This window comes from Pseudomonas sp. TWR1-1-3 (assembly GCF_049896805.1).
Classification (GTDB): Bacteria; Pseudomonadota; Gammaproteobacteria; order Pseudomonadales; family Pseudomonadaceae; genus Aquipseudomonas; species Aquipseudomonas bubulae.
In genome coordinates this window covers 207,680-232,021 of sequence record NZ_JAFCUZ010000002.1, presented here as the reverse complement: position 1 = coordinate 232,021, position 24,342 = coordinate 207,680, and the positions used below count along the sequence as shown (strand labels likewise).

Annotated in this window: 29 protein-coding genes, 1 tRNA gene and 1 pseudogene; 18 read left to right on the top strand and 13 right to left on the bottom strand. The window is 55.9% G+C overall.

All coding sequences use genetic code 11. From position 1 onward, the window contains the following. Positions 1 to 213 precede the first annotated feature (213 nt). The 6 genes from ACP7BE_RS08525 (at position 214) to ACP7BE_RS08500 (ending at position 5,245) form a co-directional block, all read left to right on the top strand. Complete coding sequence (locus tag ACP7BE_RS08525; protein ID WP_095002266.1) at positions 214 to 1,683, top strand: PLP-dependent aminotransferase family protein; 1,470 nt, start codon at positions 214 to 216, stop codon at positions 1,681 to 1,683. Positions 1,684 to 1,754: 71 nt separating this feature from the next. Beyond that, entirely contained in the window at positions 1,755 to 2,228 is a 474-nt protein-coding gene (locus tag ACP7BE_RS08520) for a translation initiation factor 2 (RefSeq protein WP_169916725.1), read from the top strand. A gap of 153 nt (positions 2,229 to 2,381) precedes the next feature. Then, complete coding sequence (locus ACP7BE_RS08515) at positions 2,382 to 2,636, top strand: YkgJ family cysteine cluster protein (protein ID WP_016779971.1); 255 nt, start codon at positions 2,382 to 2,384, stop codon at positions 2,634 to 2,636. A 47-nt stretch (positions 2,637 to 2,683) separates the two neighbouring features. Next, a complete protein-coding gene (locus ACP7BE_RS08510; protein WP_095020313.1) occupies positions 2,684 to 3,292 on the top strand; it encodes an START domain-containing protein in 609 nt (202 codons plus the stop codon). Positions 3,293 to 3,557: 265 nt separating this feature from the next. Beyond that, entirely contained in the window at positions 3,558 to 3,899 is a 342-nt protein-coding gene (locus ACP7BE_RS08505) for a ribonuclease E inhibitor RraB (protein ID WP_016779973.1), read from the top strand. Between the two features lie 623 nt (positions 3,900 to 4,522). Next, positions 4,523 to 5,245, top strand: coding sequence for an amidotransferase (locus ACP7BE_RS08500; protein WP_426105527.1), 723 nt, complete (start codon positions 4,523 to 4,525; stop codon positions 5,243 to 5,245). Positions 5,246 to 5,359: 114 nt separating this feature from the next. On the opposite strand, the gene ACP7BE_RS08495 is transcribed toward ACP7BE_RS08500, so the two are convergent. From ACP7BE_RS08495 to ACP7BE_RS08485, 3 genes are all read right to left on the bottom strand, one after another. Beyond that, positions 5,360 to 6,331 (bottom strand): magnesium and cobalt transport protein CorA, encoded by a 972-nt coding sequence (locus tag ACP7BE_RS08495; RefSeq protein ID WP_095002262.1) that lies wholly within the window; start codon positions 6,329 to 6,331, stop codon positions 5,360 to 5,362. Between the two features lie 83 nt (positions 6,332 to 6,414). Then, complete coding sequence (locus tag ACP7BE_RS08490) at positions 6,415 to 7,197, bottom strand: 1-acylglycerol-3-phosphate O-acyltransferase (protein WP_340068759.1); 783 nt, start codon at positions 7,195 to 7,197, stop codon at positions 6,415 to 6,417. Between the two features lie 222 nt (positions 7,198 to 7,419). Then, positions 7,420 to 8,109, bottom strand: coding sequence for a crotonase/enoyl-CoA hydratase family protein (locus ACP7BE_RS08485; protein WP_426105525.1), 690 nt, complete (start codon positions 8,107 to 8,109; stop codon positions 7,420 to 7,422). Between the two features lie 307 nt (positions 8,110 to 8,416). Between ACP7BE_RS08485 and ACP7BE_RS08480 the strand changes: the two genes are divergently transcribed. The 4 genes and pseudogenes from ACP7BE_RS08480 to ACP7BE_RS08465 all read left to right on the top strand — a co-directional run bounded on the left by ACP7BE_RS08480 (position 8,417) and on the right by ACP7BE_RS08465 (position 9,681). Beyond that, positions 8,417 to 8,506 (top strand) — tRNA-Ser (locus tag ACP7BE_RS08480). A 241-nt stretch (positions 8,507 to 8,747) separates the two neighbouring features. Beyond that, positions 8,748 to 8,999: pseudogene (locus ACP7BE_RS08475) on the top strand (helix-turn-helix domain-containing protein); the annotation flags it as partial. An 83-nt stretch (positions 9,000 to 9,082) separates the two neighbouring features. Then, complete coding sequence (locus ACP7BE_RS08470) at positions 9,083 to 9,310, top strand: type II toxin-antitoxin system Phd/YefM family antitoxin (protein ID WP_095002259.1); 228 nt, start codon at positions 9,083 to 9,085, stop codon at positions 9,308 to 9,310. Beyond that, positions 9,307 to 9,681, top strand: a complete 375-nt coding sequence (locus ACP7BE_RS08465; RefSeq protein WP_426105522.1) for a type II toxin-antitoxin system VapC family toxin — start codon at positions 9,307 to 9,309, stop codon at positions 9,679 to 9,681. The genes ACP7BE_RS08470 and ACP7BE_RS08465 overlap by 4 nt, the downstream gene beginning before the upstream one ends. A 428-nt stretch (positions 9,682 to 10,109) precedes the next feature. Here ACP7BE_RS08465 and ACP7BE_RS08460 read toward each other — a convergent pair whose 3' ends face one another. After that, positions 10,110 to 10,685: an HD domain-containing protein gene (locus ACP7BE_RS08460; protein ID WP_095032183.1), complete on the bottom strand. Its 576-nt coding sequence runs from the start codon at positions 10,683 to 10,685 to the stop codon at positions 10,110 to 10,112. A gap of 105 nt (positions 10,686 to 10,790) precedes the next feature. Next, positions 10,791 to 11,348, bottom strand: coding sequence for a helix-turn-helix domain-containing protein (locus ACP7BE_RS08455; protein WP_095002257.1), 558 nt, complete (start codon positions 11,346 to 11,348; stop codon positions 10,791 to 10,793). A gap of 128 nt (positions 11,349 to 11,476) precedes the next feature. Between ACP7BE_RS08455 and ACP7BE_RS08450 the strand changes: the two genes are divergently transcribed. Continuing rightward, a complete protein-coding gene (locus ACP7BE_RS08450) occupies positions 11,477 to 11,815 on the top strand; it encodes a hypothetical protein (RefSeq protein WP_133144884.1) in 339 nt (112 codons plus the stop codon). Between the two features lie 354 nt (positions 11,816 to 12,169). Here ACP7BE_RS08450 and ACP7BE_RS08445 read toward each other — a convergent pair whose 3' ends face one another. Then, the gene (locus ACP7BE_RS08445) at positions 12,170 to 13,225 is read right to left on the bottom strand and encodes a fatty acid desaturase (protein ID WP_413052431.1); all 1,056 of its coding nucleotides are present in this window, start codon (positions 13,223 to 13,225) and stop codon (positions 12,170 to 12,172) included. Positions 13,226 to 13,670: 445 nt separating this feature from the next. Beyond that, positions 13,671 to 14,006: a hypothetical protein gene (locus ACP7BE_RS08440; protein ID WP_095002255.1), complete on the bottom strand. Its 336-nt coding sequence runs from the start codon at positions 14,004 to 14,006 to the stop codon at positions 13,671 to 13,673. Between the two features lie 169 nt (positions 14,007 to 14,175). Here ACP7BE_RS08440 and ACP7BE_RS08435 point away from each other — a divergent pair, with 169 nt between their 5' ends. Further along, positions 14,176 to 14,694: a DUF4142 domain-containing protein gene (locus ACP7BE_RS08435; protein ID WP_426105519.1), complete on the top strand. Its 519-nt coding sequence runs from the start codon at positions 14,176 to 14,178 to the stop codon at positions 14,692 to 14,694. A gap of 63 nt (positions 14,695 to 14,757) precedes the next feature. Here ACP7BE_RS08435 and ACP7BE_RS08430 read toward each other — a convergent pair whose 3' ends face one another. The 3 genes from ACP7BE_RS08430 to ACP7BE_RS08420 all read right to left on the bottom strand — a co-directional run bounded on the left by ACP7BE_RS08430 (position 14,758) and on the right by ACP7BE_RS08420 (position 16,799). After that, on the bottom strand, positions 14,758 to 15,054 hold the full coding sequence (locus ACP7BE_RS08430) for a DUF6388 family protein (protein ID WP_016779995.1): 297 nt from the start codon (positions 15,052 to 15,054) through the stop codon (positions 14,758 to 14,760). Between the two features lie 76 nt (positions 15,055 to 15,130). Next, positions 15,131 to 16,333 carry an MFS transporter gene (locus ACP7BE_RS08425; protein WP_095002253.1) on the bottom strand — a complete coding sequence of 401 codons (1,203 nt, stop codon included), beginning with the start codon at positions 16,331 to 16,333 and terminating at the stop codon, positions 15,131 to 15,133. A 148-nt stretch (positions 16,334 to 16,481) separates the two neighbouring features. Further along, a complete protein-coding gene (locus tag ACP7BE_RS08420; RefSeq protein WP_095002252.1) occupies positions 16,482 to 16,799 on the bottom strand; it encodes a DUF883 family protein in 318 nt (105 codons plus the stop codon). A gap of 166 nt (positions 16,800 to 16,965) precedes the next feature. Here ACP7BE_RS08420 and ACP7BE_RS08415 point away from each other — a divergent pair, with 166 nt between their 5' ends. Continuing rightward, on the top strand, positions 16,966 to 17,220 hold the full coding sequence (locus tag ACP7BE_RS08415; protein ID WP_095002251.1) for a hypothetical protein: 255 nt from the start codon (positions 16,966 to 16,968) through the stop codon (positions 17,218 to 17,220). Between the two features lie 109 nt (positions 17,221 to 17,329). On the opposite strand, the gene ACP7BE_RS08410 is transcribed toward ACP7BE_RS08415, so the two are convergent. Beyond that, positions 17,330 to 17,812, bottom strand: coding sequence for a GreA/GreB family elongation factor (locus tag ACP7BE_RS08410; protein WP_095002250.1), 483 nt, complete (start codon positions 17,810 to 17,812; stop codon positions 17,330 to 17,332). A 125-nt stretch (positions 17,813 to 17,937) separates the two neighbouring features. On the opposite strand from ACP7BE_RS08410, the gene earP reads away from it, so the two are divergent. The 3 genes from earP to ACP7BE_RS08395 all read left to right on the top strand — a co-directional run bounded on the left by earP (position 17,938) and on the right by ACP7BE_RS08395 (position 20,582). Continuing rightward, the gene (gene earP, locus ACP7BE_RS08405) at positions 17,938 to 19,071 is read left to right on the top strand and encodes an elongation factor P maturation arginine rhamnosyltransferase EarP (protein ID WP_095019386.1); all 1,134 of its coding nucleotides are present in this window, start codon (positions 17,938 to 17,940) and stop codon (positions 19,069 to 19,071) included. A 49-nt stretch (positions 19,072 to 19,120) separates the two neighbouring features. Then, a complete protein-coding gene (locus ACP7BE_RS08400; RefSeq protein ID WP_016780001.1) occupies positions 19,121 to 19,693 on the top strand; it encodes an elongation factor P in 573 nt (190 codons plus the stop codon). A 139-nt stretch (positions 19,694 to 19,832) separates the two neighbouring features. Next, positions 19,833 to 20,582, top strand: coding sequence for a sulfite exporter TauE/SafE family protein (locus tag ACP7BE_RS08395; protein WP_176465201.1), 750 nt, complete (start codon positions 19,833 to 19,835; stop codon positions 20,580 to 20,582). Here the strand turns inward: ACP7BE_RS08395 and ACP7BE_RS08390 are convergent. Then, the gene (locus ACP7BE_RS08390) at positions 20,572 to 21,429 is read right to left on the bottom strand and encodes a LysR substrate-binding domain-containing protein (protein WP_426105515.1); all 858 of its coding nucleotides are present in this window, start codon (positions 21,427 to 21,429) and stop codon (positions 20,572 to 20,574) included. The genes ACP7BE_RS08395 and ACP7BE_RS08390 overlap by 11 nt on opposite strands. Before the next feature lie 96 nt (positions 21,430 to 21,525). Between ACP7BE_RS08390 and ACP7BE_RS08385 the strand changes: the two genes are divergently transcribed. Beyond that, the gene (locus ACP7BE_RS08385; protein WP_426105513.1) at positions 21,526 to 21,705 is read left to right on the top strand and encodes a DUF1127 domain-containing protein; all 180 of its coding nucleotides are present in this window, start codon (positions 21,526 to 21,528) and stop codon (positions 21,703 to 21,705) included. A gap of 124 nt (positions 21,706 to 21,829) precedes the next feature. Here ACP7BE_RS08385 and ACP7BE_RS08380 read toward each other — a convergent pair whose 3' ends face one another. Continuing rightward, positions 21,830 to 23,176 (bottom strand): class II 3-deoxy-7-phosphoheptulonate synthase, encoded by a 1,347-nt coding sequence (locus tag ACP7BE_RS08380; protein WP_095024006.1) that lies wholly within the window; start codon positions 23,174 to 23,176, stop codon positions 21,830 to 21,832. Positions 23,177 to 23,333: 157 nt separating this feature from the next. Here ACP7BE_RS08380 and ACP7BE_RS08375 point away from each other — a divergent pair, with 157 nt between their 5' ends. Next, positions 23,334 to 24,089, top strand: coding sequence for a spermidine synthase (locus tag ACP7BE_RS08375; RefSeq protein ID WP_095025154.1), 756 nt, complete (start codon positions 23,334 to 23,336; stop codon positions 24,087 to 24,089). Positions 24,090 to 24,342 lie beyond the last annotated feature (253 nt).

Genomic DNA, 24,342 nt, shown 5'->3' with positions numbered 1-24,342 from the left:
GCTCGCGATTGGAGCGGCTCGGTGTGCCAGGCGTACCGCGGTGCTGCCATCGCGGGCAAATCTCGCTCCCACAGCTGCATTGTCCGCACCCATACAGTTACCCCCGCACTCGCGCTGTACGGCTTAGATAAGTGACAACTGTGCCCGTACACTTCTAAACTGTTCCGGTATTGTTCCCCATAAAAACAAAGCCTGAACATCGAGTGCAGCGCCATGACCAACCTTTTGCTTTACCAACGTATCGCTCAGCAGCTGGCTGAAGATATCCGGCGTGGCGTTTATCAGCCGGGCGAGCGTGTGCCTTCGGTGCGCAAGATGAGCTCGCAGCTCAACGTCAGTCATGCCACGGTGTTGCAGGCCTACGCCAATCTTGAAGACCAGGGGTTGATCCGGGCACGGCCGCAGTCCGGATATTATGTGCACCAGACCCCGGCACTTACCGCACCCACTCCGGACATCGCCCGTGTCGAGCGTCCGGGGCTGGTCACCCGCAGCAGCATTATCCAGCAAGTCCTGGTCGAGTCTCGCCGCGAAGGTGTGTTCCCGCTGGGAGCGGCGGTGCCCAGTGTCGATTACCTGCCTGTACGCGCTTTGCACCAGCAACTGGCCAAGGTCACCCGCTTTCACAGCCCGCGGGCGTTCAGCTATATGTTCAGCCCCGGCTTCGAACCCCTGCGCCGCCAGGTGGCAATACGCATGCGCGATGCTGGCGTGGTGGTCGATCCGTCTGAAGTGATCATCACCCACGGCTGTGTCGATGCCCTGCAAATGTCATTACGGGTGCTGACCCGCCCCGGAGACCTGATCGCGGCGGAGTCGCCAACGTACTACGGCTTGTTGCAACTGGCTGACCTGCTGGGTTTGAAAGTCATTGAAATCCCCAGTGACCCGGCCACCGGCATGAGCCTTGAAGCCCTGCAACTGGCCGCCAACCAATGGTCGATCAAGGCATTGGTGCTGACCACGCGCCTGAGCAACCCCCTGGGTGGGACCATGCCTGAAGAGCGGCAAAAGCAGCTGCTACGCCTGGCCTCGGACTTTGATATCCAGATTGTGGAAGATGATATCTATGGCGAACTGATGTTCGAGGTCGGGCGCACCAAGGCCTTGAAGGCCTTTGATCGCCTGGATCGGGTGATCTACTGTTCGAGCTTTTCCAAAACCCTGTCACCCGGTGTGCGAATCGGCTGGATGATTGCGGGCAAGTTTCAGCAGGAAATCCAGCGCCTGCAAACCTTTACCACCCATTCGGCCTGCAGCGTGACCCAAATGGGGGTGGCGGCTTACCTTGAAAATGGCGGTTACGATCGCCATTTACGCTATATCCGCCAGGAATACAGAAAAAACCTCAGTGCTTTTCAGCTGGCGGTGCAACAGCATTTCCCGGAAGGGACGCAGATGTCCCGCCCAAGCGGTGGTTTTATCCTGTGGGTCAGTTTGCCGGGCCGGGTCAATACCCAGGAGCTCCATGTGCGGGCGCTGCAACAAGGCATCAGTATTGCGCCGGGGCTGATTTTCAGTAACACCGAGCAGTTCAATCATTGCATCCGGTTAAACTGCGGCACGCCCTGGAATCGGGAAGCCGAGCGGGCCCTGATGACGCTTGGCATGCTTGCCAACCAGCTCTGCCAGGAAACTGCAGGTCTATATGGTGGCTCGGCAATAGCCGGTATGGCATTTTGACTATAATTACCTTGTTCCCCTGTGCGTAAAGCGCGAGCATACGCACCTGAACCGTTAAAGCTGTGGGAGTTATGAAAGCGACATATTGTGCGAGTCTTGTGTTGATGGGTGTTTTGAGTGCGCTCAATGCAGTCGTTGCAACAGCAGATCCGGTGCTCCCCGCATCCACTTCTGCGCAGACGCAATCTGTCCATTCATCGGCAAAACCTGCCGCCAGCGAGAAAAAAGCGCCGGTCAAAAAGCGTAAGCCAATCGCCACAAAATCCCGGTCGGCCCATGAAATCGCCAAAAAGCCCTTGCCTGCTGCCAAGCTCGACCTGCGCCTGCCGCCCGAGATGGTCAAGCAACTGCGGCCCTTGGGCACGGTAGCCATGCCTGCGCACAAACCGTTACTGCCCAATATGTTTGGCGAAAAGTCTGTCGAAGAAAGTCCTTTTCAGCTCAATGGGCGTTTGCTCAGTAATGAAATGGACCTGCAATTGCGCAATGAATATCGACACAATGAAATCGAAGGTGCGGCACTGGATTTCGAGTTCAAACAATAAGTGTCGAGCGCTGTAAAACAGCCTTCTAAACTGACTGATCAGTCACCGTCATTTATCGGCACATTCTGCTGAACGGTCAATTTCAAACACCTGTTCCAGCGAGTACTATCCCTTGTCATCAACACACTTTGCCCCGAACGAGGAGCTGACGTCATGAATTGCCGTGAAGGCTGTGGCGCATGCTGCATAGCCCCTTCCATCAGTACACCGCTACCCGGTATGCCCAATGGCAAGCCTGCCGGGGAACGCTGCCTGCATCTTTCTGTCGACTACTTGTGCGGTTTGTTCGGCCAGCCGCAACGCCCTGCGGTGTGTGGTGATTTCAAGGCAGATATCGAGGTGTGCGGCAGCAATCGGGAAGAAGCCATCAACCTGATTGGCTGGTGGGAGCAGGTGACCGCTGCATAGTGTGTTCGTGTCCAGTGAACAAACCTTCAACAATAAGGAACAAGACAATGGGTTCGTTGCATAAAGTGGCATTGATCTGTGGTTTGAGCGCTCTGCTGGCGGGTGTGGCTCAGGCTGAAGACTGGAAGGTTGCCAAGGATCAGGACGGCATCAAGGTGTCGCTGAGTGAGGTGGCCGGCTCCCAGTACAAGGCGTACCAGGGCGTGACGACCATCAAGGCGCCTCTGGCCAAAATCAGCAAGTTGCAGGAAGACGTGGCCAGCGCTTGTGCCTGGATCCATGAGTGCCAGTCGCAAAAGCTGCTCAAGCATGAGGGCGACCAGAGCTGGACTTACACCCAGTTCAAAACACCGTGGCCGGTTACCCCGAGAGATTCGGTGCTGCTGGTAACGTCTACCCAAGGCGCAGATGGCAGCCTGACCCGCACGCTCAAAGGCCTGCCGACCTATATCCCGGAAGAAAAGGGCTTTGTACGGGTTGCCCAGGTCAACGGCTTCTGGAAGCTGGTGCCCAAAGGTGACAACCTGACCGAAGTGACCTATCAGGTACACACCGAGCCGGGCGGCAGCGTGCCTTCCTGGTTGGCCAACAAGTTTGTGGTCGATGCGCCTTTCAATACCCTCAAAGGGCTGAAAGAGCGCGCTGAAAAGCCGTAACTCACAGCAGCGCAAGCCGGGTCCTGGACAGCGCATCTGTCCGGGTACCGGGCGCGGTTTTTTCCGACAAACGAAAAAACCTGTTGAAATTCATGGCTTGCCCCCTTGGCAGATCCCGCACCCTGGAGCTACTCTGCAACCAGACCAGCGAAGTAATCGACTGGCTCTGATCTTGTTTGCTACATGCTTATTTCTTCCCTTGTCACGGCCCGACTGTTGCCGAAGGGGAGCGCTGAATGTCTATCCATTGCGAGGAGGACGTTTCATGAGCACAGCCCATCAAGAAGACCTCAGCAGCTATGTGCTGCGCCGCATGAAAGAAGGCGGTTTTGATTTTTCACGTATCCATCCCATCGAGTTTTACGCGATCTTCCCGGACGAGGAGCGGGCGCGCAGAGCTGCACAAAAATTTTGTGGTGAGTCCCTGAATGCGCAGATCAATGTGCGAGATGACGGTGCATGGCATCTGGAGTTGAGTAAGGTGATGTATGCCACCTATGGGGGCATCGGCGATTTCGAGCAGGACTTTGAAGCAGTAGTCGTGCCGCTGGGAGGAATTATCGAAGGTTGGGGCGTGAAGCAGGAGGTGCGTGGCCTGCTCAATTGAAAGGTGTTTGATCGTTTCTCGGCTGGCCTCAGGGCCGGCCGTTCTGTTTTATAGCCAGCAACTTTAGCCCGCGAAGACGCGCAGGGGCGCACGTCTTCGGCATATTGGCATGTCTAACCGATAACCTTTGTCAGGTTCGGCAAGATCAGCAGCAAGGTGGTAGCAAAGAGGATAAGACCGGCTTGACGTACTTTCGTATGTTTGAACATGGCTATCTGCCTTTTTTTGTTTTTCCTGAACGACAATGCCTGCGCCAAGAGATTAATGCCTCGAAAAGAAAGCGGCCCTGGCAACAGGGTTAACCTTAGAGCCCCCATAAGACATGGCTTAGAACCCTTTAACATCATCCAAGTGCAGTAAGTTTCTAAAACGCTATTAAGTCTTTTACCCCTGACCTGCCGACCCGTATCTAGACGCAACGGGCCCGTTTGGTGTCCATATTCTTAGCCCCCTACCGTTCGTCAGGGAGTGCAGTGCAGCCCTGTTTTGTCCTACAAAAGGCCCCCGTTTTCAGGGGTTGCAGGGCGATTACTACGTTCAGTACTTGCCATCAAATACCCTTTCAGGGCAGGCTCGGATCTGTTGTCATCATTACTTTCGCCTTTATCGTGCCAGGTACTTTTATGTCGCTACGCATCTGCATTCTGGAAACCGACATTCTGCGTCCAGAGTTTGTTGACCAATATCAGGGCTACGGGCAAATGTTTGTGCGCCTGTTCTCCACGCAGCCAATCGCGGCACAGTTCACTGTTTTCAATGTCATGCATGGCGAATATCCGTCTGATGACCAGACGTTCGATGCTTACCTGGTTACCGGCAGCAAGGCGGACTCATTTGGCACCGATCCGTGGATTCAAACCCTCAAAACCTACTTGTTGACACGCTACGAGCGCGGTGACAAGTTGCTGGGCGTTTGCTTTGGCCATCAATTACTGGCGCTGCTGCTGGGTGGCAAGAGCGAGCGCGCCACTCAAGGCTGGGGCGTGGGCACCCACCAGTACAAACTGGCTGCCAAGGCACCGTGGATGAACCCGGTGGTCGAGGACTTGACGCTGTTGATCAGCCATCAGGACCAGGTTACGGCCTTGCCGGAGAACGCCACGGTCATTGCTTCCAGTGATTTCTGCCCGTTTGCCGCCTACCACATCAATGATCAGGTGCTGTGCTTCCAGGGCCACCCCGAGTTTATCCACGACTATTCGCGGGCCTTGCTTGACCTGCGCCAGGAACATCTGGGCGAGCAGGTCTACAGCAGCGGTATCGCCAGCCTGGGCCAGGAACATCATGGCCGCACCGTTGCCGAGTGGATGATGCGTTTTGTGTCGCACAAGCCGCAGATCGCCTGATATCCGGCTCGATATAGGTGGGAGCGGGCTTGCTCGCGATTGGAGCGATGCGGTTTGGCTGAACAATCGCGCTGTCTGAATCGCGAGCAAGCCCGCTCCCACAGGGTGAGAGGGTTAGAGCCAGCCAGACCGTTTGAAGCTGGTCCACAGGCCGGTGACGCCCACCGCAATAAACCCCAGCACACCGAAATAGCCGTAGTGCCAGGTCAATTCCGGCATGTTCTGGAAGTTCATCCCGTAAATCCCCGCCACGGCAGTGGGGAACGCCAGGATGGCCGCCCAGGCGGCGAACTTGCGCTGTACATTGCTCTGGCGTGAAGACTCCAGTAGCACAACGATCTCAATGGTCTGGGTAGCGGCATCGCGCAGGTTGGTGAGGTCTTCCATCTGCCGCGTGACGTGAATCTGCACATCACGAAAATACGGACGCATGTTCTTGTCGATAAAGGGGAAGGTCAGGCGCTGCAGTTCTTCGCTGATCTCCACCATGGGCGCCACATAGCGGCGCAGACGCAGTACATCGCGGCGCAGGCCATGCAGGTGGACGATGTCGGCCTCATTCAGGGCATTGCCCATGATGCTTTGTTCGAGCTGCTCGATTTCGGCATGGATGGCTTCGCTGACAGGCTGATAACTCTCGGTAACGAAGTCGAGCAGGGCATACAGCACAAAGTCTTCACCATGCTCCAGCAGCAGCGGCCGTGCTTCGCAACGCTGGCGCACGGATTTGTAAGAGGCTGAATGGCCATTGCGGCTGGTGATGATATAGCCGTTGCCGGCAAAGATATGGGTTTCGACAAACTCCAGTTTGCCTTCATGGCGAACCGGCGAATAGATCACGATAAACAGCGCATCGCCAAAGGTCTCGAGCTTGGGACGGCTGTGTTGCTCAAGGGCGTCTTCGATGGCCAGTTCATGCAGGTTGAACTGGCGTTGCAAGTTGGCCAGCTCTTGCGCGTCGGGTTGCTCCAGACCAATCCAGACGAAGTGACCAGGCTTTTTCGCCCACTCAATGCCTTCGTCCAGCGTGATATTGGTGACTTTCTTGCCTGCGTTATAAACCGCAGCAGCAACAACTCTCCCCATAGTTCTAATCGCTTCTTCTTCAAAGGGTTATGGCACGAAGATGCAGCTTAGCGTGCTATTGGCCACTTTGAGACGACAAAGGTTCAGTGGTTCGGGTTGGATACTGTCGAGTTGCCCTTGGGCAGGGGTGGCAAGTGAATGTTTTTCTGGCTCAGCAGTTCCCGGTCCATGGCTTCAATGCATTCACGCATCTGCTCGTGGCACTGTTCCATCAACTGCGGGATGTCATTCAGGGTCAGGCCGGCGGTCGGGATGGCAGGCAGTGAACGGATCTGGATATCGGCACTGTGCCAGCGGTTGAGCTGCAGGTGCTGGCTATAAGTGCTAACGCACACCGGTACGATCGGCACCCCGGCAGTGATTGCCATCTGGAATGCGCCCTTCTTGAAAGGCAGCAGGGTTTTGCCGAAATTGCGCGTGCCTTCCGGGAATACCCAGATGGACGTGTCTTTCTCTTGCAGGGTGCGGGTAGTCGTCAGCATCGACTTGCGGGCTTTCTGGGCATTGCCCCGATCGATCAGCACGTTGCCCGCCAACCAGAACAGCTGGCCGAACAGAGGCACCCACTTAAGGCTTTTTTTGCCGATGCACACAGTGCGGCGCGGTACCACGTTGCCGAATATAAACAGGTCGTAGTTGGACTGATGATTGGCAATCACCACACAGCTTTGCGGCTTGTCCATCAGCGGTCCGACCTCGGCCTTGAGTCTGTAGCCCAGGATCCAGCGGGACGGCCAGGCATACAGGCGCGCGCACAGGCGGCTGTTGTCCGGATTGAAGGGACGGCACATGCCCAGTATTACACCCAGTACGCCTGCAAGCATAAAATGCAGACACATCAACAACATACGCATCGAAAGTAGCATTTACAGGCTCGCCAAAACAAAAGTCGGCGCAGTGTACGGATGTGCACTGTCTTCAGCAATTACCCCGATACAAGTAGGAGATAGCTGAAGTTTTAGCATTTGTTTCAACGAGCTTTGTAAGAGGCGGGCCAGAGCAGTTTGAGAATGATTGCAGGGGGACGTCAGGCAGGCACAATCCCGACCGCAGGTTGCGGTCGGGACCGGTATTTCAGGGGGGGAGGGTCAGAGCGGGGGGTGTTGGTCTTCTTCAATTGCCTTGTCCAGCGTTTCCAGCAGCTCCTTGCGCACCTTGAGCTTGGTGTTCCTGTGGGCCCTCATATTGATCTTCTTCAACTGGCGGGCGGCTTCCAGGGCTGCGGCTTGCAGCTCATCAGGCTTGACCACCTTGTCGAGGAAGCCTGCGTCAACTGCGGTGAGCGGGGTGAACATCTCACCGTTGATAACCGAGCGGTGGAATGCCGATTTGCGCAGCCGGTCGCGGGCTAGCTCAATACCGGCATGGTGCATGGTCATGCCTATCTGCACTTCGTTCAGGCCGATGCTGAACGGGCCTTCCACGCCGATACGGTAATCCACCGACAACAGCAGAAATGCGCCCTTGGCCACCGCGTGGCCGGAACAGGCAATCACCACCGGGAACGGATGCGCCAACAGGCGACGAGCGAGGGTCGAGCCCTGCCTGACCAGCTCAATGGCTTGCTCGGGGCTGGCGGTCATCACCTTCAAGTCATAGCCGCCAGAGAGAATGCCTGGTTGCCCGGTAATGATGACTACAGCGCGATCCTGCTCGGCCTGGTCCAGGGCGGCATTAAACGCGGTGATCACATCCGGGGAGATGGCATTGACCTTGCCATTGCTCAAGGTCAGCGTGGCGATACCGTCTTCCAGGTGATAGGCAATCAAGTCACTCATGGCGCAAATCCTTGTTATGAAGTGGGGCAGACGTTACCCAGCCCCGTGGCCCAGGTAAAGGGCCATGACTGACCGGTGAGTCATGCAATTGGCCTGCACCTTCTATATAGAGGGCAGCGGAGCAGGGTTTTTGCCTGAACGGGCAAAGCTGCGGTGCCGGAATTTGGCAGAAACGCCCCCCCGTGGCATACCGCCAAAAGGACTATTTTCGTAAGCACATGAAAATTCTGAAAAAAACATTTGTCATATCGAAAGCTTTCGACTACATTAGCGCGCCTCGACAGACAGAACTTGTTTGAAGAGATACGGTGAAGTGTCCGAGTGGCTTAAGGAGCACGCCTGGAAAGTGTGTATACAAGAAATTGTATCGAGAGTTCGAATCTCTCCTTCACCGCCACATTAAGTAAACACAAACCCCTGATTTTCCTAGAGAAAGTCGGGGGTTTGTGGTTTCTGGCGTCTGGAAAATGGTGGTATTGGAATAATATGAGAATACGTAGGGCTTTTTCTGGCTGGGCCCCCCCGTCCTTTGGGGTAGCTCCCTTCATCCCCGTGTGTACGGATCGGACATAAGGTTGACGGGTGTGCGGGGACATGGTGGACACTTTTCGGGGAGCCAACTTCGCCGGAAAACCATCATGCCCTGGGACACGAGAGATGCCATGAGCCTGAAAGAAGAGTTCGTTGCCTTAGCACGGCAACCCGGTAGCAATAAACGAGAACTGTGTCGACGGTTTGGCATCAGCCCGCAAACGGCCTGCAAGTGGCTTAACCGTTACGAGGCGCACGGTCAGTCGGGACTGCAAGAGAAGTCCCACAAACCGGCTTCCAGCCCCAAGTTGACCTCTGCTGTTTTGGAGGCGCAAGTCTTAGCCCTCAGGTGTAAACATGGACGGTAGCATTCAGCATACTTTACTTAGTCCATTGGCTGGACTAGGCTAACCTCATCAACCAACCCTTGGGAGGTAGCCATATGCAGATCCACAACATCCATGCAGCGAAAACACACTTCTCGCAGCTTGTTGATGCGGCAGCGGGCGGGGAGACCATCATCATCGCCAAGGCAGGCGTGCCAGTGGCCAAGCTGGTTCCTATTACACCCCCCAAGCGCCGCGGGATGCTCGCGGGTGTGACATTCAACGCCGATGCTTCGGACGCTCTGGATGCTGAAATAGCAGATCTGTTTGAGGGAAAGGCATGAGGTTATTGCTCGACACGCATATCCTGATCTGGGCAGCTATTGGCGACGACAAACTGCCCAAGGCTGCCGCCCAGCTTATCGACGATGAGGCCAACACCCTTTATTTCAGCGCAGCCAGCATCTGGGAGCTGACCATCAAAGGCGCCGAGCGCACCGGCGTTATTCCTGCTGTACTACGCAAAGTGCTGATAGATGCAGGCTACCTCGAATTGCCGATCACTTCTGATCACGGGCTGACTGTAGGCAATCTGCCGAACCATCACCGCGATCCATTTGACCGCATCATGGTTGCCCAAGCGCTTGTAGAAGGTATCAGCCTGGTGACTCACGATAGTGCCATGCACGGATACCCTCACACGATCATCGTTTGACCTGTGCGTTATCGTATGACCAAGCCGCCCATCGAGGCGGTTTTTTACGGCTCGTAACAAATAGAACTGTAAACACACCTTGTGAGGCTGCCAGTGAGAGCGCACAGCGCTTCTCGTCAAAGTGTTGATAGAAGGTGGTCAAGCTTTGGCGCCACTCATAAAGGCAACAGGGCTCTCAGGTGAAGGCCATCGGATAGCAATTTTGACGGGCAGGGTAGTGGCATGCTTCATACCCTGGCGCGCGCTGTCGTCCCCCCACCTCGCCTGCGGGCTAAGCAGGTCTTTTTTTCCGCAGTTCTGCGCCTGGTTGACAGCGGACAGGGCCGCGGGCTGGGCGGAGAGTTTTGGAAGACGAGAGCCCTGCGGATTCCTGCAAAGGTAGGACTTTTTGATGCAAAGGAGTGAATTCACATCAACGTGGCACTTGTTCATTTCGGATTCAAAAGCATATTAGCTTTGGTTTCTTCGTCGATGATATTGCGAAGCGCCTCGAATAGAGGGGCGGCATCTGTGTATTTTTTGCCATAGGCAAGATTGAATTCGTAATCGAAGTCCGGTGGGTTCTTGCCCTGGTTGTGCTGAAGCATTGTTTCCAACTTATCTAGCGCCTTGACGGCTACCGCCTCTGGTGACAAAGCATTTTCGTAGTCGTCCCAAAGTGCCAATATCTCGGCTTTTAATGATTCATCCAGAGTATTGGTCAAGAGAATGAGGTCGCTCCTCTCTTGCTCGCTCTTGTTGGGAAACGAATCTTTATTGACGGCGGGAATGTCACCGCTGATGGCCTCTCCCAAGTCGTGAATGACACACATCTTGAGCATTTTTAACCTGTCGAGACCGGTCAGATAATCTCCAAAGACGACGGCCATCAGGCATAAGCGCCAGCTGTGCTCTGCCGTGCTTTCGGTTCGCCCGGAAGAGGTGTGCGCGCTTCTAAGTACATCCTTGAGCTTTTCCGCCTCACGTAGAAATTCGAGGCGCCCTTTGATTTTTTCGATGTCCATGAACACCTCTGACTCTGTGGGCCGGACAGAATGTCCGCTCACCTGGTTCAGCCAGACTAGATCTCAAGATCATTAGCGTCTACGCATAAAATATGCAGGGTGCAGTCAGAGCGACTCAACCAGGCGTGTTGTTGCTCCGTCCGAAAGGGGGATTCGTGTCCAGCGACATAAGCTTTGGCTGATCGGAACAATGGACGAATGATTGTCGCCCGTTAGAAATTCCAGCGCTGGTGGTGCGAAGGCTTCCCGCCAACCCAGTCTATCCAGGTCAGCCTCCATGCTAATAATAGTTGGCGTAGCGAAGCGCCATAAAGAACTACCCAGCAGCTCGCTGACAGGAGTCGCGAATTGGGCTGCTCGCGAAGATGAACAAGCAAGCAAACGGTGCGTCAAATCACAAATGAGATGAACGGGGCGCGAGCTTTCACGAACCATTCGGCCCAGCGCTTGATCAGCGGCTGTAGTGAGGCGAGCAGCCAGCAACTTCTCAAGCTTTTCGTGTGCGAGGGAATCCAAATCCAGTACGCCACTTTCCCAGCGAGAGATAGTCGATTGGGTAACGCTAAACAACTCTGCGGCATGGGATTGTTTGACTTGGTGCAAGAGACGCCATCGCCGGAGCATGACTCCAGGTAACGAAGGTTTTAGCAACATATCAGGCATATTGAGTTACAGAAAAAGTGGGAGTCTTGGCGAGTTTGATCTGTGCGAGCCCTGCATGCAAATTGCCTGGATAGTTGGACGCTGGATCGACGTGCCAGCAGACAATGTCTTTTGCGGAGCTGCTCTAAATGACGGCCATATCATCTGCCATTTCCTATGTGATTCCGGGGCATAACAACAGTTCATGGATAGGCATAGCCTCATTAGCTACAGAGGTAAATAGCCGCAAGAAAGGATATGGCCTAAGCTGCCTGTCAATGCTGCTAGAAGGCTATGAGAAACAACAAGCAACTACAGGTTTTATGCTTTTTCAAGACGTACAAACCAACATCTACAGATCAGCTGGTTTTGTTGCAGCAGAATCAATAGGCTATACAGGAGCTCACCCGAGCTTGCTGCTCAGAATAAATGAACGGAATAATCAGGAAGCTGAGTATTTTTTAAAAAAACCGCCGAGCTATTTTTAATTGTTCATGAGCAAGGTGCTTACTGTTCTTGCCTTTTTTCGAGGGCTAAACGCAAAGAATACACATGCCCTATCAGGCAGCAGATCCACAAGTTGACACACAACCCCATGGGGCTGCCATGGGGCCGCTTGTTAGTCAGCAGATCCTCTGCAGTCGTTATAAGCCGGGGGCCGTGATTTGAAAAAAACGGGTATGGACGGTTTCGAACCCCTCCTTAACCGCCACATTAAGTAAACACAGCCCCCTGATTTCCTACAGGATGTGCGGTTGATAAAGGCTTAGCCAGTTCTGAAGGTCACTGGCCAGGGTGATATTTATAGGGCGAGATCAAACAAATAGAAGCGGGTTGATAGCTTAAGCTTCCGGTTGCGTAAAGCTGTAACGGTTTGAGCGCTTATAGGTGCCGAAGTCATTAAACCTGACACCGGCGTCCGCTAAAACTTTATGGGCGAAGGGCGCGGTCATTTGGCGCAGGTAGAACGGGTCCTTGACCACAAAGTGATGAATGCAATGGGTGCTCCCGAAGTTGAAGCAAAACAACTGGAATGGCCACAGCCACCACCGGTTCATGACCTGGGTTTGCTGCAAGGGATTGCGTGGCATGACGTCGCCGAAATAGTGAATGTTGGAGCTGATAAAAAACAGGCAGAACTGACGGATGATATTGGGCGCGACGATAATCACCACTGCAGCATTGACCACCTGTATCAGCAGTGATGCGGCAGCAGAGAGCTCAACGGTGTGGCCCATCAGCGAGTTCACCCATGTGTAGAGGTGGTAACCCAGGAATATATACCAGCAGCCCCAGTACAGAAGCCCCATGGGCGCATTCAACCGAAGCACCTTGACGGTCAACCTGATTTTTTCTTGCCAGGTCGGTGCGAACAGGGCATTGACAATGCCAAAGACAAAACCGTCGATGAGTTTTAAAAAGCGCTTGGCCCCCCACTTGCTGCCGCTGGTGGTAATCCAGGCTTCAACATCGGTGTGGGTGCCGGATTCTTTATGATGATGAAAGTGCAGTTCACGCCGTAACCAGGGGCTGGGCATGCCGGGGCGGGCTATCCAGCACAGCAGCATCATCAGGTTGTGCGCCACGGGGTGTTTTCTGAAATACAGGCGATGAATCAAGTCGTGTTCAAGTTCATGAATAAATGACGTCAACAACGCATTGATTACAATACAAAGCCAGCCGGGAATAAGCCCTTTTATATACAGTGTGCCCGTTATTATCATGCCAGTTACAGAAACAGCCATCACGCTGGCGCCTATGGCATTCTGGAAACCCAGTACGCGATAGCGTTTACGTAGCTCATTACTGTGCTGTGTGATTTTTTGAGTAACGTCGTTAATTAAATCCTGCTCGGTTTTTGGCAAAGTCGTACTGGGTGCTCGAGAGTCAGTGTTCATCACTTCATCCTTTGAAGACGATGGGTTGGGATCGCTTCACTAGAAAAGCACATTTATTTTATTGGGCAAGTTTTAATGTTTTTATGGCGGTTTGGTCGGACGAGCGGATATATATCGTTATATTGTCGGACAATAACTTTGTGGCGCGGGGTTAACTTTTGCGTCGGGTTAAATATCGGCCTGAAAACTAACGGTTGATATTATGTAACTGGCCTGAACCGAATTGTTGCGAATGCTCGGTCGTGTGGCGCCGGGATTGAAGGATTACTACCCGGTAGTGCCATTGAGCGCTCCCATTCGAGCTCAAATGGATTTAGACGATGATAAGGCTGCTCCCCCTTTGGCGTGCTGTTGCTGAATGCGGGCTGCGCGCAGGCCCGGCAGTACACGCCACCTGCCGGTGCCCCCGGGCGCAGCGCTACCCGGTCACGGCCCAAGACTTGATTCAGGAAGGCGGACTGTTCAGGTCCAGTTCTCTGGAAATTGCTTGTTCCGCTTTCACGAATGCTGGGGTTTTGCCGGCATCGGCATAAATCTCTTCACCTTCTTCAATCCTGATGACCTCAGAGCCCTTCACATAGGGCATGGCCTGCTCTGCTTGCTCAAGCGCGCAATGAATCAGGCTTTGGGTAATGGTGGCTTCATCCAGGCCGTAGGCTTGGGCGAAAGCCTTGATTTTGACCAAATCACGCTTGTGCAGTGAAAGGCTGTATTCAACCCGCTCACTGGACTCCTGAGATCTGGACTCCCAGTTGTCGAGCATGGCCCTGAAGGCGTCCATATGGCTTCTCCTGTTTGACGGAAAGTGCTGCTGGACAGTATGGCTCAGGGTTCGCTGAAGTGCCTTCAGTTGCCATCCGTCAGAAAAAACAGCTTTGATTTAAACCTTTGCCATCACGTGCCTTCAGATTCTGTGCAGGGAATAAACCTGCCTTTTTCTGGAGGACGTTATGAAACACCTGATTGGCCCCAAACGCTTTGTGGCAGGTTGTGCCCTGGTCTGCTCCCTGATCGTGGCGGCCACAGCAGTCGCAGCCAGTCCGGCAGACTTTGTTGATGAGGCTCATGCAGCAGGGATTGCGGAGATCGAGACCAGCCGTATGGCGATCAGTAAAACCTCTTCGACGGACATAGAAAGCTATGCCGTGGAAGCCATCAAGGACCATACCAATGCCAATCGGGATTTGAAGGATCTTGCCAGCCGACTGGGCCTGCAGGTGTCCAGCGACGAGCAGATACTCGACAAGGCGAAAAAGCTGATGCTGCAAGTGCAGGAGGGCGATTCGTTCGACGCGGCCTATGCGGCCAATCAGGTCAAGGCCCATGAACTGGCCATCGAGTTGTACAAGGAGCAGGCGCAAAACCCCGAGTCACCGGAGTTGCAGGCGTTTGCCGAAAAGTACCTGCCCAAGCTGGAAATGCATCTGCTGATGGCGCAAAAACTGGTGGATGCCCACCACAAGTCCTGACCCTTTAAGTGCAAAAACGCCCGGTGAGTGATCGACCGGGCGTTTTATGCAACGTGGCGTGGCTCAGACCGCGATTTCGTTGAACCCGCAGTACTCTTCCCAGCTCATGTCCAGGGCTTCGGCGACTTCCTGATGCACTTCAAGGCGCATGCTCTTGAGTTCTTCGGGGGAGCGGGCGATCAGTTCCAGGGCCAATTCCCAGGCTTCCAGGCCGCGGCTTTCGGCTTCGTCCTCAAAGGCCCACAAAATCTGTTGCTGGCGGTCCTCGGCGCTCAGCTCTTTCATTTCTTCGATCAGTTCAGGGTGCGCCTTGATAAAAGTATCCAGGGCCAGTTCGTTACGGGATTCTTTAGGGATCATATGGCGTCTCGGATGGTCAGGGCATTTTTCGCATGCTAGCGAGTTCGCATTACGATGAAAAGTGCCATATAGCTGCTTAGCCCACCGGTTGCAGCTTGCTTTCGCGCTGCAGGCTGTAGCCCCATACCGCCAATGCCAGTGTCGCGACCACGGCGCCGACCACGACAATACCGTCCCAGCCATAGGCCGGGTAGGTCTGCGCACCTACCAGTGAACCCAGTGCGCCGCCAATGAAATAACAGGTGATGTAGCCAGCATTCAGGCGGTTGCGGGCTGCCGGGCGGACTTTGAACACCGCGTTCTGGTTGCTCACATGGACCAGTTGCACGGCAAAATCCAGGGCCAGCACACCGATCAGCAAAGCCACCAATGAATGCCCGGCAAATGCCATGGGCAGCCAGCAGGCCAGTAGCACCAGCAGGCCAGCGGTGGTGGCCTGTTGCCCCTTGCCGCGATCAGCCATGCGTCCGGCCCAGTTGGCCGCTACCGCACCGACGGCGCCGGCCAGGCCGAACAGACCGATCACCGCGTCCGAGTAGCTGTAGGGCGGTACCGCCAGCAAAAAGGCCAGGGGGGTCCAGAACAGGGCGAACAGCGAGAAGGTCAGCAGGCCCAGCAGGGCGCGCAGGCGCAGTACGGGTTCTTCGATAAACAGAGTGAACACCGACTTCAGCAGTTTTGGGTAGCTCAGCCCGGCGCTTTGATGGTGGTTGGGCAGGGCGCAATACAGCGAGATGGCACTGATCAGCATCAAGGCGGCAGCCACCAGGTAAATGGTGCGCCAGTCACCTGCCGATGACAGCGCGCCCGCTACGGTGCGGGCCAGCAAAATGCCCAGCAACAGGCCACTCATCAGTGTCCCAACGACCCGACCACGGCTTTGCGGGTCGGTCAGGCTGGCCGCCATGGGCACCAGCACCTGGGCCGATACCGAAAACAGTCCGGTCAGTGCCGTGCCGATCAACAGCCACGTCAACGAAGGGGCAAATGCGCTTAGCAGAAGGCCCAGGGCGCTGAGCACGGTCATGGTGACGATCAGTCGGCGTTGTTCGAACAGATCACCCAGCGGCACCAGCAGTAACAGGCCAGCGCCATAGCTGAGCTGGGCAGTGATAACCACGGTACCGGCGCTGCCCATGCTCAAGCCCAGTTGCTGGGCGATGGTGTGCAGCAGGGGTTGGGCGTAATAGTTGCTGGCAACAGCCAGGCCGGTGGCGGTGGCCATAAGCAGAATCAGGGCGGTGCTAAGAGGTTTTGTTGCAGCAGTAGACGTGGACATTGACTGTCTCGTTGGCATGGGGAATGCGACGAAGTATCAGAATGTCAGCGGAGAATGTCACTGAATATGTCGGCGGTTTTAAATTTTAAACCGCACAGCCCCAGGCAATAAACACCAGGGGCTGTGCAGGCAACAGTGGCAGCCGATGCTAGTTGCGACGCCCCAGCAGCAGGCCAACGACCAGACCGAAACCGGCCGAGATGGCCACGGTCTGCCATGGATGGCCACCGATATAGCTTTCCGTGGCGTCGACCACAGGCTTGGTGCGCTCGCGCACGTTGGTCACTGAATCCAGTGCCTGCTTGAGCTTGAGGCTCACCTGGGCACGCAGGGTTTCGCCTTCTTCACCGACCAGGGACACGCTGTCCTTGAGCAGCTTTTCAGATTCGGCAATCAGGTCTTGCAGTTCGCTGAACGCTTGATCCTTGATTTGATCTTCAGCTTGTACGGCATTTTTTCGAGCCATTGCGGTACTCCTTGCAGGTTAAAGGGGTGATATGTAATGGAGTCAACCCAATGCTAAAAAGTTGCATCTGATTTGCGCCTGAGCTGACAGCGTAGTCAAAAACCAGACTGAGACACTTCTTTGTAGGGTGTAAGATGTCACCTAATTAACACCGCAGGAAATTCACATGAGCTTCAACCTCGCCAACAAGCCTCTCGCAGAGCGTGCAGCGCTTGAAGATGAAAAATCCCGTTTGTACGACCTTTGGCAGAGCAACCTGGGCAAGGCCAAAGGGGATGCGGCGCGTTTGTTTGGTGAACGTGCCAAGCGCAAGGGCAAGTGGGCTGAATGGGTGCGCTCGGAACTGGACGCCATGTCACCGCCGGAATACGCCAACATGGTGCGCAGTGAGTTGAACCGCATGGTGGCTGCTGCCAAGTAAGGCATGCGTCAAACTTTGGTAGGAGCGGGCTTGCTCGCGATTCAGGTGCCGCGGTTTATCTGCGTGACCGGGGCGATACTATCGCGAGCAAGCCCGCTCCCACAGTTGTCTAGAGCGTTTCGCAAACGCTAAACACCTGTACCGCACCGCCTACATTGATCTGCACTTCATCATCAAGCTGTTTGCCCTGCAAGGCGGCCCCCAGGGGTGAGCGCGGGGTGATGACGGTGACCGTCTGCCCGCTGTGGTCGAGCTTGAGCCCGGCGGCATCGGGGGCGAGGAACAGCCACTGTTCGCTGCCATTTTCGGCTTCCAGCCTGACCAGAGCTCCGATCTGAATGCCCTGCGCCGGGTTGTACGGCGCAAGGGTCATGGCCCGGCAGTTTTTCAACGCCTGGCGAATTTCCTCAACCCGGCGTGCCTGTCCTGTGGCCAGATATGACGCTTCCAGGCCGAGGGTGTCGTATTTGTTCTCGGCGATGTTTTCCGCATGGGTGGCCGCTTCATAGGCGGTTTGCGCCGCGCGCTGGAGGACATCGAGGTCGATTTCGAGTTTCTCCAGCATCAGCAGGTGCACAGCAGTCTTGTTCATGGTCGCAGCTTGATAGTGACGAACGTCGATTGTCGCACGAGTGCCGCGCAGATTAATCCGCCTCAAGACTTCTGTACGCAGCCAATTATGCGGACAATCCCCCCTTTTGAATGTTGGAGCCCGGTATGAAAGCCTCCTGGGATATTTTTTGCAGCGTGGTCGATAATTACGGCGACATCGGGGTGACCTGGCGTCTGGCCCGGCAGTTGGTGGCCGAGCATCAGCAGGGCGTGCGGTTGTGGGTCGATGACTTGCGTGCGTTTGTGCCGTTGTGCCCCGAGGCGGATGTCGGCGCTGCGCAGCAATGGCAGCAGGGGGTTGAGGTTTGCCAGTGGCCGGCGCAGTGGCCGGCGACGGAGGTTGCCGACGTGGTGGTCGAGGCCTTTGCCTGCAAACTGCCTGAAGGCTATCTGCAGGCGATGAAGGCTCGCGAAAAACCGGCGTTGTGGATCAATCTCGAGTACTTGAGTGCCGAAGACTGGGTCAGCGGCTGCCACGGCCTGCCATCGATGCGGCCTGACGGTTTGAAACGGATGTTTTTCTTTCCGGGGTTTGATGCCGGTACTGGCGGGCTGTTGCGTGAGGCAGACTTGTTGCAGCGCCGCCACGCCTTTGAGCAGGACCCGCAGGCCAAGCAGGTATTTTTGCAGGGGCTGGGGGTTTGCCCGGCGCACAATGCGCGGCTGATTTCATTATTTGCCTATGAAAACACCGGGCTGGCCAGCTGGCTGGATGCAATGGCGGCGGGGGCCGGGCCGACCCACCTGCTGGTGCCACAAGGACGGATCATGGGTGATCTGCTGCAGTGGCTGGGTATTGAGCAGTTACCCCTGGGTGCGGTCGAACAGCGCGGGGCGTTGACCGTTCAGGCGTTGCCGTTCGTCAGGCAAGAGGATTACGACCACCTGTTATGGAGCTGTGATTTCAACGCAGTGCGCGGTGAAGACTCGTTTGTGCGGGCGCAATGGGCGGGGCGCCCGCTGCTGTGGCATATCTATGAGCAGGAAGAAGACGCGCACTGGGTCAAGCTCAACGCATTCCTCGACCTCTACGTCAAAGGCCTTTCACCACAGGCAGCCCGGGCGGTTACCGGGCTTTGGCATGCCTGGAATGCTGGCGCCGAGATGGGCGAAAGCTGGAATGGGGTGCTCCAATGCTGGCCTGAAATCGCTGCACACGCTGAACAGTGGTGTCTGGAACAGTCATTACAGGCTGATCTTGCGCAAGCGCTAGTACTGTTTTATAGAAATTGGATATGATACGCGACCTAGATTTTTGTAAATCTCAATCCAAATTCGGATATTCGTAATGAAAACTGGTAAAGAGCTTAAACCCGGTACAGTCATCAAGCTCGAAAACGACCCTTGGTTGGTTCAGAAAGCTGAATTCACCAAGTCCGGTCGTAACAGCGCGATCATGAAGACCAAGCTGAAAAACCTGCTGACTGGCTACAAGACCGAAATCGTATACAGCGCTGACGACAAGCTGGAAGACGTGATCCTGGATCGCAAAGAAGCGACCCTGTCCTTCATCAGCGGCGACACCTACACGTTCATGGACACCACTGACTACACCATGTACGAGCTGAACGCTGAAGACATCGAAGCCGTTCTGCCATTCGTTGAAGAAGGCATGACCGACGTTTGCGAAGCGATCTTCTTCGAAGACCGTCTGGTATCCGTAGAGCTGCCGACCACTATCGTGCGTCAGGTTGACTACACCGAAGGTTCCGCTCGCGGCGACACTTCGGGCAAGGTGATGAAGCCTGCCAAACTGAAAAACGGTACCGAGCTGAGCGTTGCTGATTTCGTTGAAATCGGTGACTGGATCGAAATCGATACCCGTGACGGTGGTTCCTACAAGGGCCGCGCCAAGGTTTAAACCTTGCGTTAACCGCACGATGAAAAAGCCCGGCCTTGATGCCGGGCTTTTTTTTGCTCGATGAAAAAGCCCCGGTTCTGCGCTTTGCCCGGCGCCGGGGACTGGTTAGCATGGGTGCTCACAACGAGGGGTGGTAATGCTGATCGATTTTGTAATGTATGCAGCCTTGGGTATCGCCATGGGGGCGCTGGGCGGGTTGTTCGGAATTGGAGGCGGTCTGATCGCGATCCCGGTATTGGGGTTGTGGTTCGGTCTGGACCAGCAATTGGCGCAAGGCACGGCCCTGGCCATGTCGGTGCCCAATGTGTTCTTGGCGTTGTACCGCTATCAGCAACGCAACAGGATCAATTTGCGTCAGGCATTGCCGCTGGTGCTGATGAGTTTTTGCTTCGCCTGGTTGGGCGCGATGCTCGCCGTTGGCGTGGATGCGCGGATCATTCGCTGGGGCTTTATCGTCTTTTTGCTGGCGATCACCCTCTATAACCTGATCAAAATGTACACCTCGCCAGCCCCGCCTGTGGCCGGTTCACGCTATGGCTGGCCGTGGTTCGGGGTGCTGGGTGCCGTGGCAGGCACGACCGGAGGGCTGTTTGGTGTCGGTGGCGCCGTGGTGGCGGCGCCCGTGCTGACCAGTGTGTTCGGCACCACTCAAGTTGTGGCCCAGGGCCTGTCACTGGCCCTGGCTGCGCCAAGTACGGCGGTGACTTTGCTGACGTATGCAGTGCATGACGAGGTCAACTGGGCCATGGGCGTACCGATGGCCATTGGTGGGCTGTTAAGCATCAGTTGGGGTGTCAGGCTGGCTCACGCTTTGCCGGAGCGCCTGTTGCGCGGCCTGTATTGTGCTTTCTTGCTGCTGTGCGCGGGGTTGCTGGCGCTCAAAGCTTGAAGCCTTCGACGATGTATTCGGCAAAGCACTCAATGATCGGTGACGACGCGCTGTTGGCTTTGCGTAACAGCACAATACTGGCTGAGGGAAGCTCCGGCAGGTTCTCGGCCGCGCCGATGATGCGCAGGTCGGGCGTCAGCAGGCTTTGTAGCTGAGCGGTGACGGCGAGCCCGGTGCTGACCACGGCGTTGATCGCCGCGAGGCTGGCACTGGTGTAGGCAACCCGGTATTCACGTTGTTGAATATCCAGGGCATTACAGGCCCAGGTCCGGCAAAAACAGTCGGTATTGAACATTGCCAGGGGCAGGGGTGTTTGTTCATGGGGCGAAAAGCCTTGGGCCACCATCCAGACAAAGCGTTCCTGGCGCAGGATCTGGCCCATTTCGGTACCGGGTTTGCGGGTCACGATCGTCAGGTCCAGATCATTACGCTGCAACAGCTGGGATGACGGCTCGCAATGTACCTCGACGTTGATCAGCGGGTAGTCCTGGGCAAAGCGCGACAATACGCCGGGCAAAAAACGCATCACGTAATCATCCGGCGAACCTATCTTCACCGTGCCCACCATCTGTGGTTGGCGCAGGGTGTTGAACACTTCGCTGTGCAGCTTGAGGATGCGCCGGGCATAGCCGAGCAGCACCACGCCTTCCTGGGTCAGGCTGACAGTGCGCCCTTCGCGCTGGAACAGCGCGCATTGCAGCACGTCTTCTTCCAGGCGCTTCATCTGCATGCTGACCGCCGACTGGGTGCGATTGATCGCTTCGGCGGCGCGGGTGAAGCCGCCGTGATCGGCGATGGCGGCAAAGGTGCGCAGCAGGTCGGTGTCGATGCTGGGAAATTCAGCCATTGATCAATCTCGCAGATGTATCGCATAAGAAACATTCGTTGGATTGATCTTATGCCCACGCAGACACTTGAGCCATACCACAGGAGGGCTCAAGTGATGAAAGGTCAAATAGGCGTGGCGTGGATTGCCCGGATTTCGCGCTGGTATCAACTGTCGCGGGAGCGGGCGTGCTTGCGGCAGATCAGTGATGCGGCGCTCAAGGACCTTGGGTTGAGCAGGGCGGATATCGAGGCCGAAAGCCATCGGGTTTTTTGGGATGATCCGTTTAACAGGTGAGGGCGGGGTGTTTGCTGCCCCTCACCCCAGCCCTATCCCTGAGGGAGAGGGAGCTGATTGTCGGTGTTCTTGAAACCGCGTGCGGTCAGTCCCCTCTCCCTCCGGGAGAGGGTTAGGGTGCTCTTCAGCGTTTGACCTGCTTCAGCGTCTCGGCAATCAAAAACGCCAGTTCCAGTGACTGATCGGCATTCATCCGCGGGTCGCAGTGGGTGTGGTAGCGATCCGACAGGCTGTCTTCGGTAATCGGATTGGCACCGCCGATGCATTCGGTCACGTTCTGGCCGGTCATTTCGATATGAATGCCACCTGCGTAACTGCCTTCGGCATCGTGAACCTGGAAGAACTGTTTCACTTCACCCAGTATTTGCGCGAAATCACGGGTCTTGTAGCCGCTGCTGGCCTTGATGGTGTTGGCGTGCATCGGGTCGCAACTCCACAGCACCTGCTTGCCTTCGCCTTCTACCGCGCGGATCAGCTGCGGCAGGTGATCGCCCACTTTGTCGGCACCCATGCGCACGATCAGGTTGAGGCGGCCCGGATCGTTATCCGGGTTGAGGATATCGATCAGGCGGATCAGGTCTTCGTTGTTCATGCTCGGGCCGACCTTGACCCCGATCGGGTTGTTGACCCCGCGCAGGAACTCGACATGGGCGCCGTCCAGCTGGCGTGTGCGGTCGCCGATCCAGAGCATGTGTGCCGAGCAATCGTAGTAATCGTTGGTCAGGCTGTCGCGGCGTACGAAGGCTTCTTCGTAATTCAGCAGCAACGCTTCGTGGGCAGTAAAGAAGCTGGTTTCGCGCAGTTGCGGCGAGCTGTCCATGCCGCAGGCACGCATAAAGGCGAGGGTTTCATCGATACGGTCGGCCAGCTGGCTGTATTTCTCTGCCAGGGCCGAGTTGGCGATGAAGTCCAGGTTCCACTTGTGCACCTGGTGCAGGTCGGCAAAGCCGCCCTGGGCAAAGGCGCGCAGCAGGTTCAGGGTGGCGGTGGACTGGTGATAGGACTGCAGCAGGCGTTCAGGGTCTGGCACGCGGCTTTTTTCATCAAAGCCGATGCCGTTGACGATATCGCCTCGATAGGCAGGCAAGGTCACGCCGTTGATGGTTTCGTCATTGGCCGAGCGCGGCTTGGCGAATTGCCCGGCCATGCGCCCGACCTTGACCACCGGGCACCCTGCCGCGAAGGTCATGACAATGGCCATTTGCAGCAGGACCTTGAACGTGTCACGAATCTTGGCTGCCGAAAACTCCGCAAAACTCTCGGCACAATCACCGCCCTGAAGCAGAAACGCCCTGCCTTGAGTGACCTCGGCAAACTGTCGGCGCAGTTCCCGGGCTTCGCCGGCAAATACCAGTGGCGGGTAACTGGCCAGGCTTTGCTCGACGCGCAGCAGGTGCGCCGCGTCAGGGTAGTGGGGTTGTTGCTGGATCGGCAGGGCGCGCCAGCTGTCAGGGGTCCAGATTGGGCTCATCGCAGACTCTAGTATTTGTTGGAGATGGCCCATGTTAGCAGCAATTAGTGCGTGACCTGTTGCGCCGCAATGGCCGACAATCGCGCCTTTGCGCTCGATATCGAGTGGCTGTTTTTTCAGCGCCGCGGGTAGTACCGGGGCGCGGCAAGGAGAGGAAATGTCTGAGGAGCGCGTAGAGCGTCTGCTCGCCGAAGTTCATGATGACTTCGGCATGATTCGAGTGCTGGAAGTGGCTGACTACCGTTTCCTCGAATTCGGCGATGCGATCGAGCAAAGCTGCGTGTTCACTGCTGACCCCAGCTGGCTGGAATACGACTACACCCGCGCCATGCTGATTGGTGCGTTGTGCCATGACGCTCCGGAAAGCGCACTGTTTCTGGGGTTGGGTGCCGGAACCCTGACCCAGGCCTGTCTCAAGTTTTTGCCCCTGGAAGATGTCGAAGCCATCGAGCTGCGCCCGGATGTGCCGCGTCTGGCCATCGAATACCTAGGCCTGGATGATGATCCGCGTTTGTATATTCGTATCGGTGATGCCCTGGAGCTGCTGGACAGCGCCGAGCCCGCGGACCTGATTTTTGTCGATCTGTACAACGATCTTGGACCGGCAGCGGGTCACCTGGCCTGGACATTCCTTGAAAACTGCCAAAAGAAGCTGGCCCCCAATGGCTGGCTGATCATCAACCAGTGGGCCACCGACGATGGCAAGCCGCTGGGGGCTGCGTTGCTGCGCGGCCTGTATCACCGCCATTATTGGGAGCTGCCGGTCAAGGAGGGTAATGTCATCCTGATGGTGCCTGCTGATCTGGAACAGGCACTCGATATCGACGCGCTGACAGTCCGGGCACAAGGCCTGGCTCCGCGTCTGGGTTATTCGCTGGAGTCCCTGATCAAGGCAATTCGCCCGGCGACTTGATGCCAAGCGGTGAAACGTTTTAGCGTTTCACCCAGAGTGGCCCGGCACGAAAAGCTTTTTCAAGGACGAAAAAAAACGTTAAAGCCCGGTCCACAGAGGGATACAGACGATTTTGTGGCAAAAAACCCCTTCTTTTTTTTGATAAATCCGGTATAGTGCGCGCCGGCCTTTAGCCGGGCCACGTTTAGGTGTCGCATTTCCCGAAGCACGCTTCGGCTGCTCGTCCGTTTCGCGGACAACCCTGAACGCTCCA

Bases quoted from the DNA above. Each gene is read 5' to 3' on its own strand.
- ACP7BE_RS08410 (WP_095002250.1), bottom strand. From the start codon at position 17,812: ATGAACAAGACTGCTGTGCACCTGCTGATGCTGGAGAAACTCGAAATC.
- ACP7BE_RS08465 (WP_426105522.1), top strand. From the start codon at position 9,307: ATGAGGTTATTGCTCGACACGCATATCCTGATCTGGGCAGCTATTGGC.
- ACP7BE_RS08460 (WP_095032183.1), bottom strand. From the start codon at position 10,685: ATGGACATCGAAAAAATCAAAGGGCGCCTCGAATTTCTACGTGAGGCG.
- ACP7BE_RS08425 (WP_095002253.1), bottom strand. From the start codon at position 16,333: ATGTCCACGTCTACTGCTGCAACAAAACCTCTTAGCACCGCCCTGATT.
- ACP7BE_RS08420 (WP_095002252.1), bottom strand. From the start codon at position 16,799: ATGGCTCGAAAAAATGCCGTACAAGCTGAAGATCAAATCAAGGATCAA.
- ACP7BE_RS08390 (WP_426105515.1), bottom strand. From the start codon at position 21,429: ATGGCTGAATTTCCCAGCATCGACACCGACCTGCTGCGCACCTTTGCC.
- ACP7BE_RS08440 (WP_095002255.1), bottom strand. From the start codon at position 14,006: ATGGACGCCTTCAGGGCCATGCTCGACAACTGGGAGTCCAGATCTCAG.
- ACP7BE_RS08485 (WP_426105525.1), bottom strand. From the start codon at position 8,109: ATGAGTGACTTGATTGCCTATCACCTGGAAGACGGTATCGCCACGCTG.
- ACP7BE_RS08525 (WP_095002266.1), top strand. From the start codon at position 214: ATGACCAACCTTTTGCTTTACCAACGTATCGCTCAGCAGCTGGCTGAA.
- ACP7BE_RS08375 (WP_095025154.1), top strand. From the start codon at position 23,334: ATGTCTGAGGAGCGCGTAGAGCGTCTGCTCGCCGAAGTTCATGATGAC.
- ACP7BE_RS08510 (WP_095020313.1), top strand. From the start codon at position 2,684: ATGGGTTCGTTGCATAAAGTGGCATTGATCTGTGGTTTGAGCGCTCTG.
- ACP7BE_RS08380 (WP_095024006.1), bottom strand. From the start codon at position 23,176: ATGAGCCCAATCTGGACCCCTGACAGCTGGCGCGCCCTGCCGATCCAG.
- ACP7BE_RS08455 (WP_095002257.1), bottom strand. From the start codon at position 11,348: ATGCCTGATATGTTGCTAAAACCTTCGTTACCTGGAGTCATGCTCCGG.
- ACP7BE_RS08400 (WP_016780001.1), top strand. From the start codon at position 19,121: ATGAAAACTGGTAAAGAGCTTAAACCCGGTACAGTCATCAAGCTCGAA.
- ACP7BE_RS08495 (WP_095002262.1), bottom strand. From the start codon at position 6,331: ATGGGGAGAGTTGTTGCTGCTGCGGTTTATAACGCAGGCAAGAAAGTC.
- ACP7BE_RS08430 (WP_016779995.1), bottom strand. From the start codon at position 15,054: ATGATCCCTAAAGAATCCCGTAACGAACTGGCCCTGGATACTTTTATC.
- ACP7BE_RS08445 (WP_413052431.1), bottom strand. From the start codon at position 13,225: ATGAACACTGACTCTCGAGCACCCAGTACGACTTTGCCAAAAACCGAG.
- ACP7BE_RS08520 (WP_169916725.1), top strand. From the start codon at position 1,755: ATGAAAGCGACATATTGTGCGAGTCTTGTGTTGATGGGTGTTTTGAGT.
- ACP7BE_RS08450 (WP_133144884.1), top strand. From the start codon at position 11,477: ATGACGGCCATATCATCTGCCATTTCCTATGTGATTCCGGGGCATAAC.
- ACP7BE_RS08505 (WP_016779973.1), top strand. From the start codon at position 3,558: ATGAGCACAGCCCATCAAGAAGACCTCAGCAGCTATGTGCTGCGCCGC.
- ACP7BE_RS08385 (WP_426105513.1), top strand. From the start codon at position 21,526: ATGAAAGGTCAAATAGGCGTGGCGTGGATTGCCCGGATTTCGCGCTGG.
- earP (WP_095019386.1), top strand. From the start codon at position 17,938: ATGAAAGCCTCCTGGGATATTTTTTGCAGCGTGGTCGATAATTACGGC.
- ACP7BE_RS08435 (WP_426105519.1), top strand. From the start codon at position 14,176: ATGAAACACCTGATTGGCCCCAAACGCTTTGTGGCAGGTTGTGCCCTG.
- ACP7BE_RS08470 (WP_095002259.1), top strand. From the start codon at position 9,083: ATGCAGATCCACAACATCCATGCAGCGAAAACACACTTCTCGCAGCTT.
- ACP7BE_RS08500 (WP_426105527.1), top strand. From the start codon at position 4,523: ATGTCGCTACGCATCTGCATTCTGGAAACCGACATTCTGCGTCCAGAG.
- ACP7BE_RS08490 (WP_340068759.1), bottom strand. From the start codon at position 7,197: ATGCTACTTTCGATGCGTATGTTGTTGATGTGTCTGCATTTTATGCTT.
- ACP7BE_RS08415 (WP_095002251.1), top strand. From the start codon at position 16,966: ATGAGCTTCAACCTCGCCAACAAGCCTCTCGCAGAGCGTGCAGCGCTT.
- ACP7BE_RS08515 (WP_016779971.1), top strand. From the start codon at position 2,382: ATGAATTGCCGTGAAGGCTGTGGCGCATGCTGCATAGCCCCTTCCATC.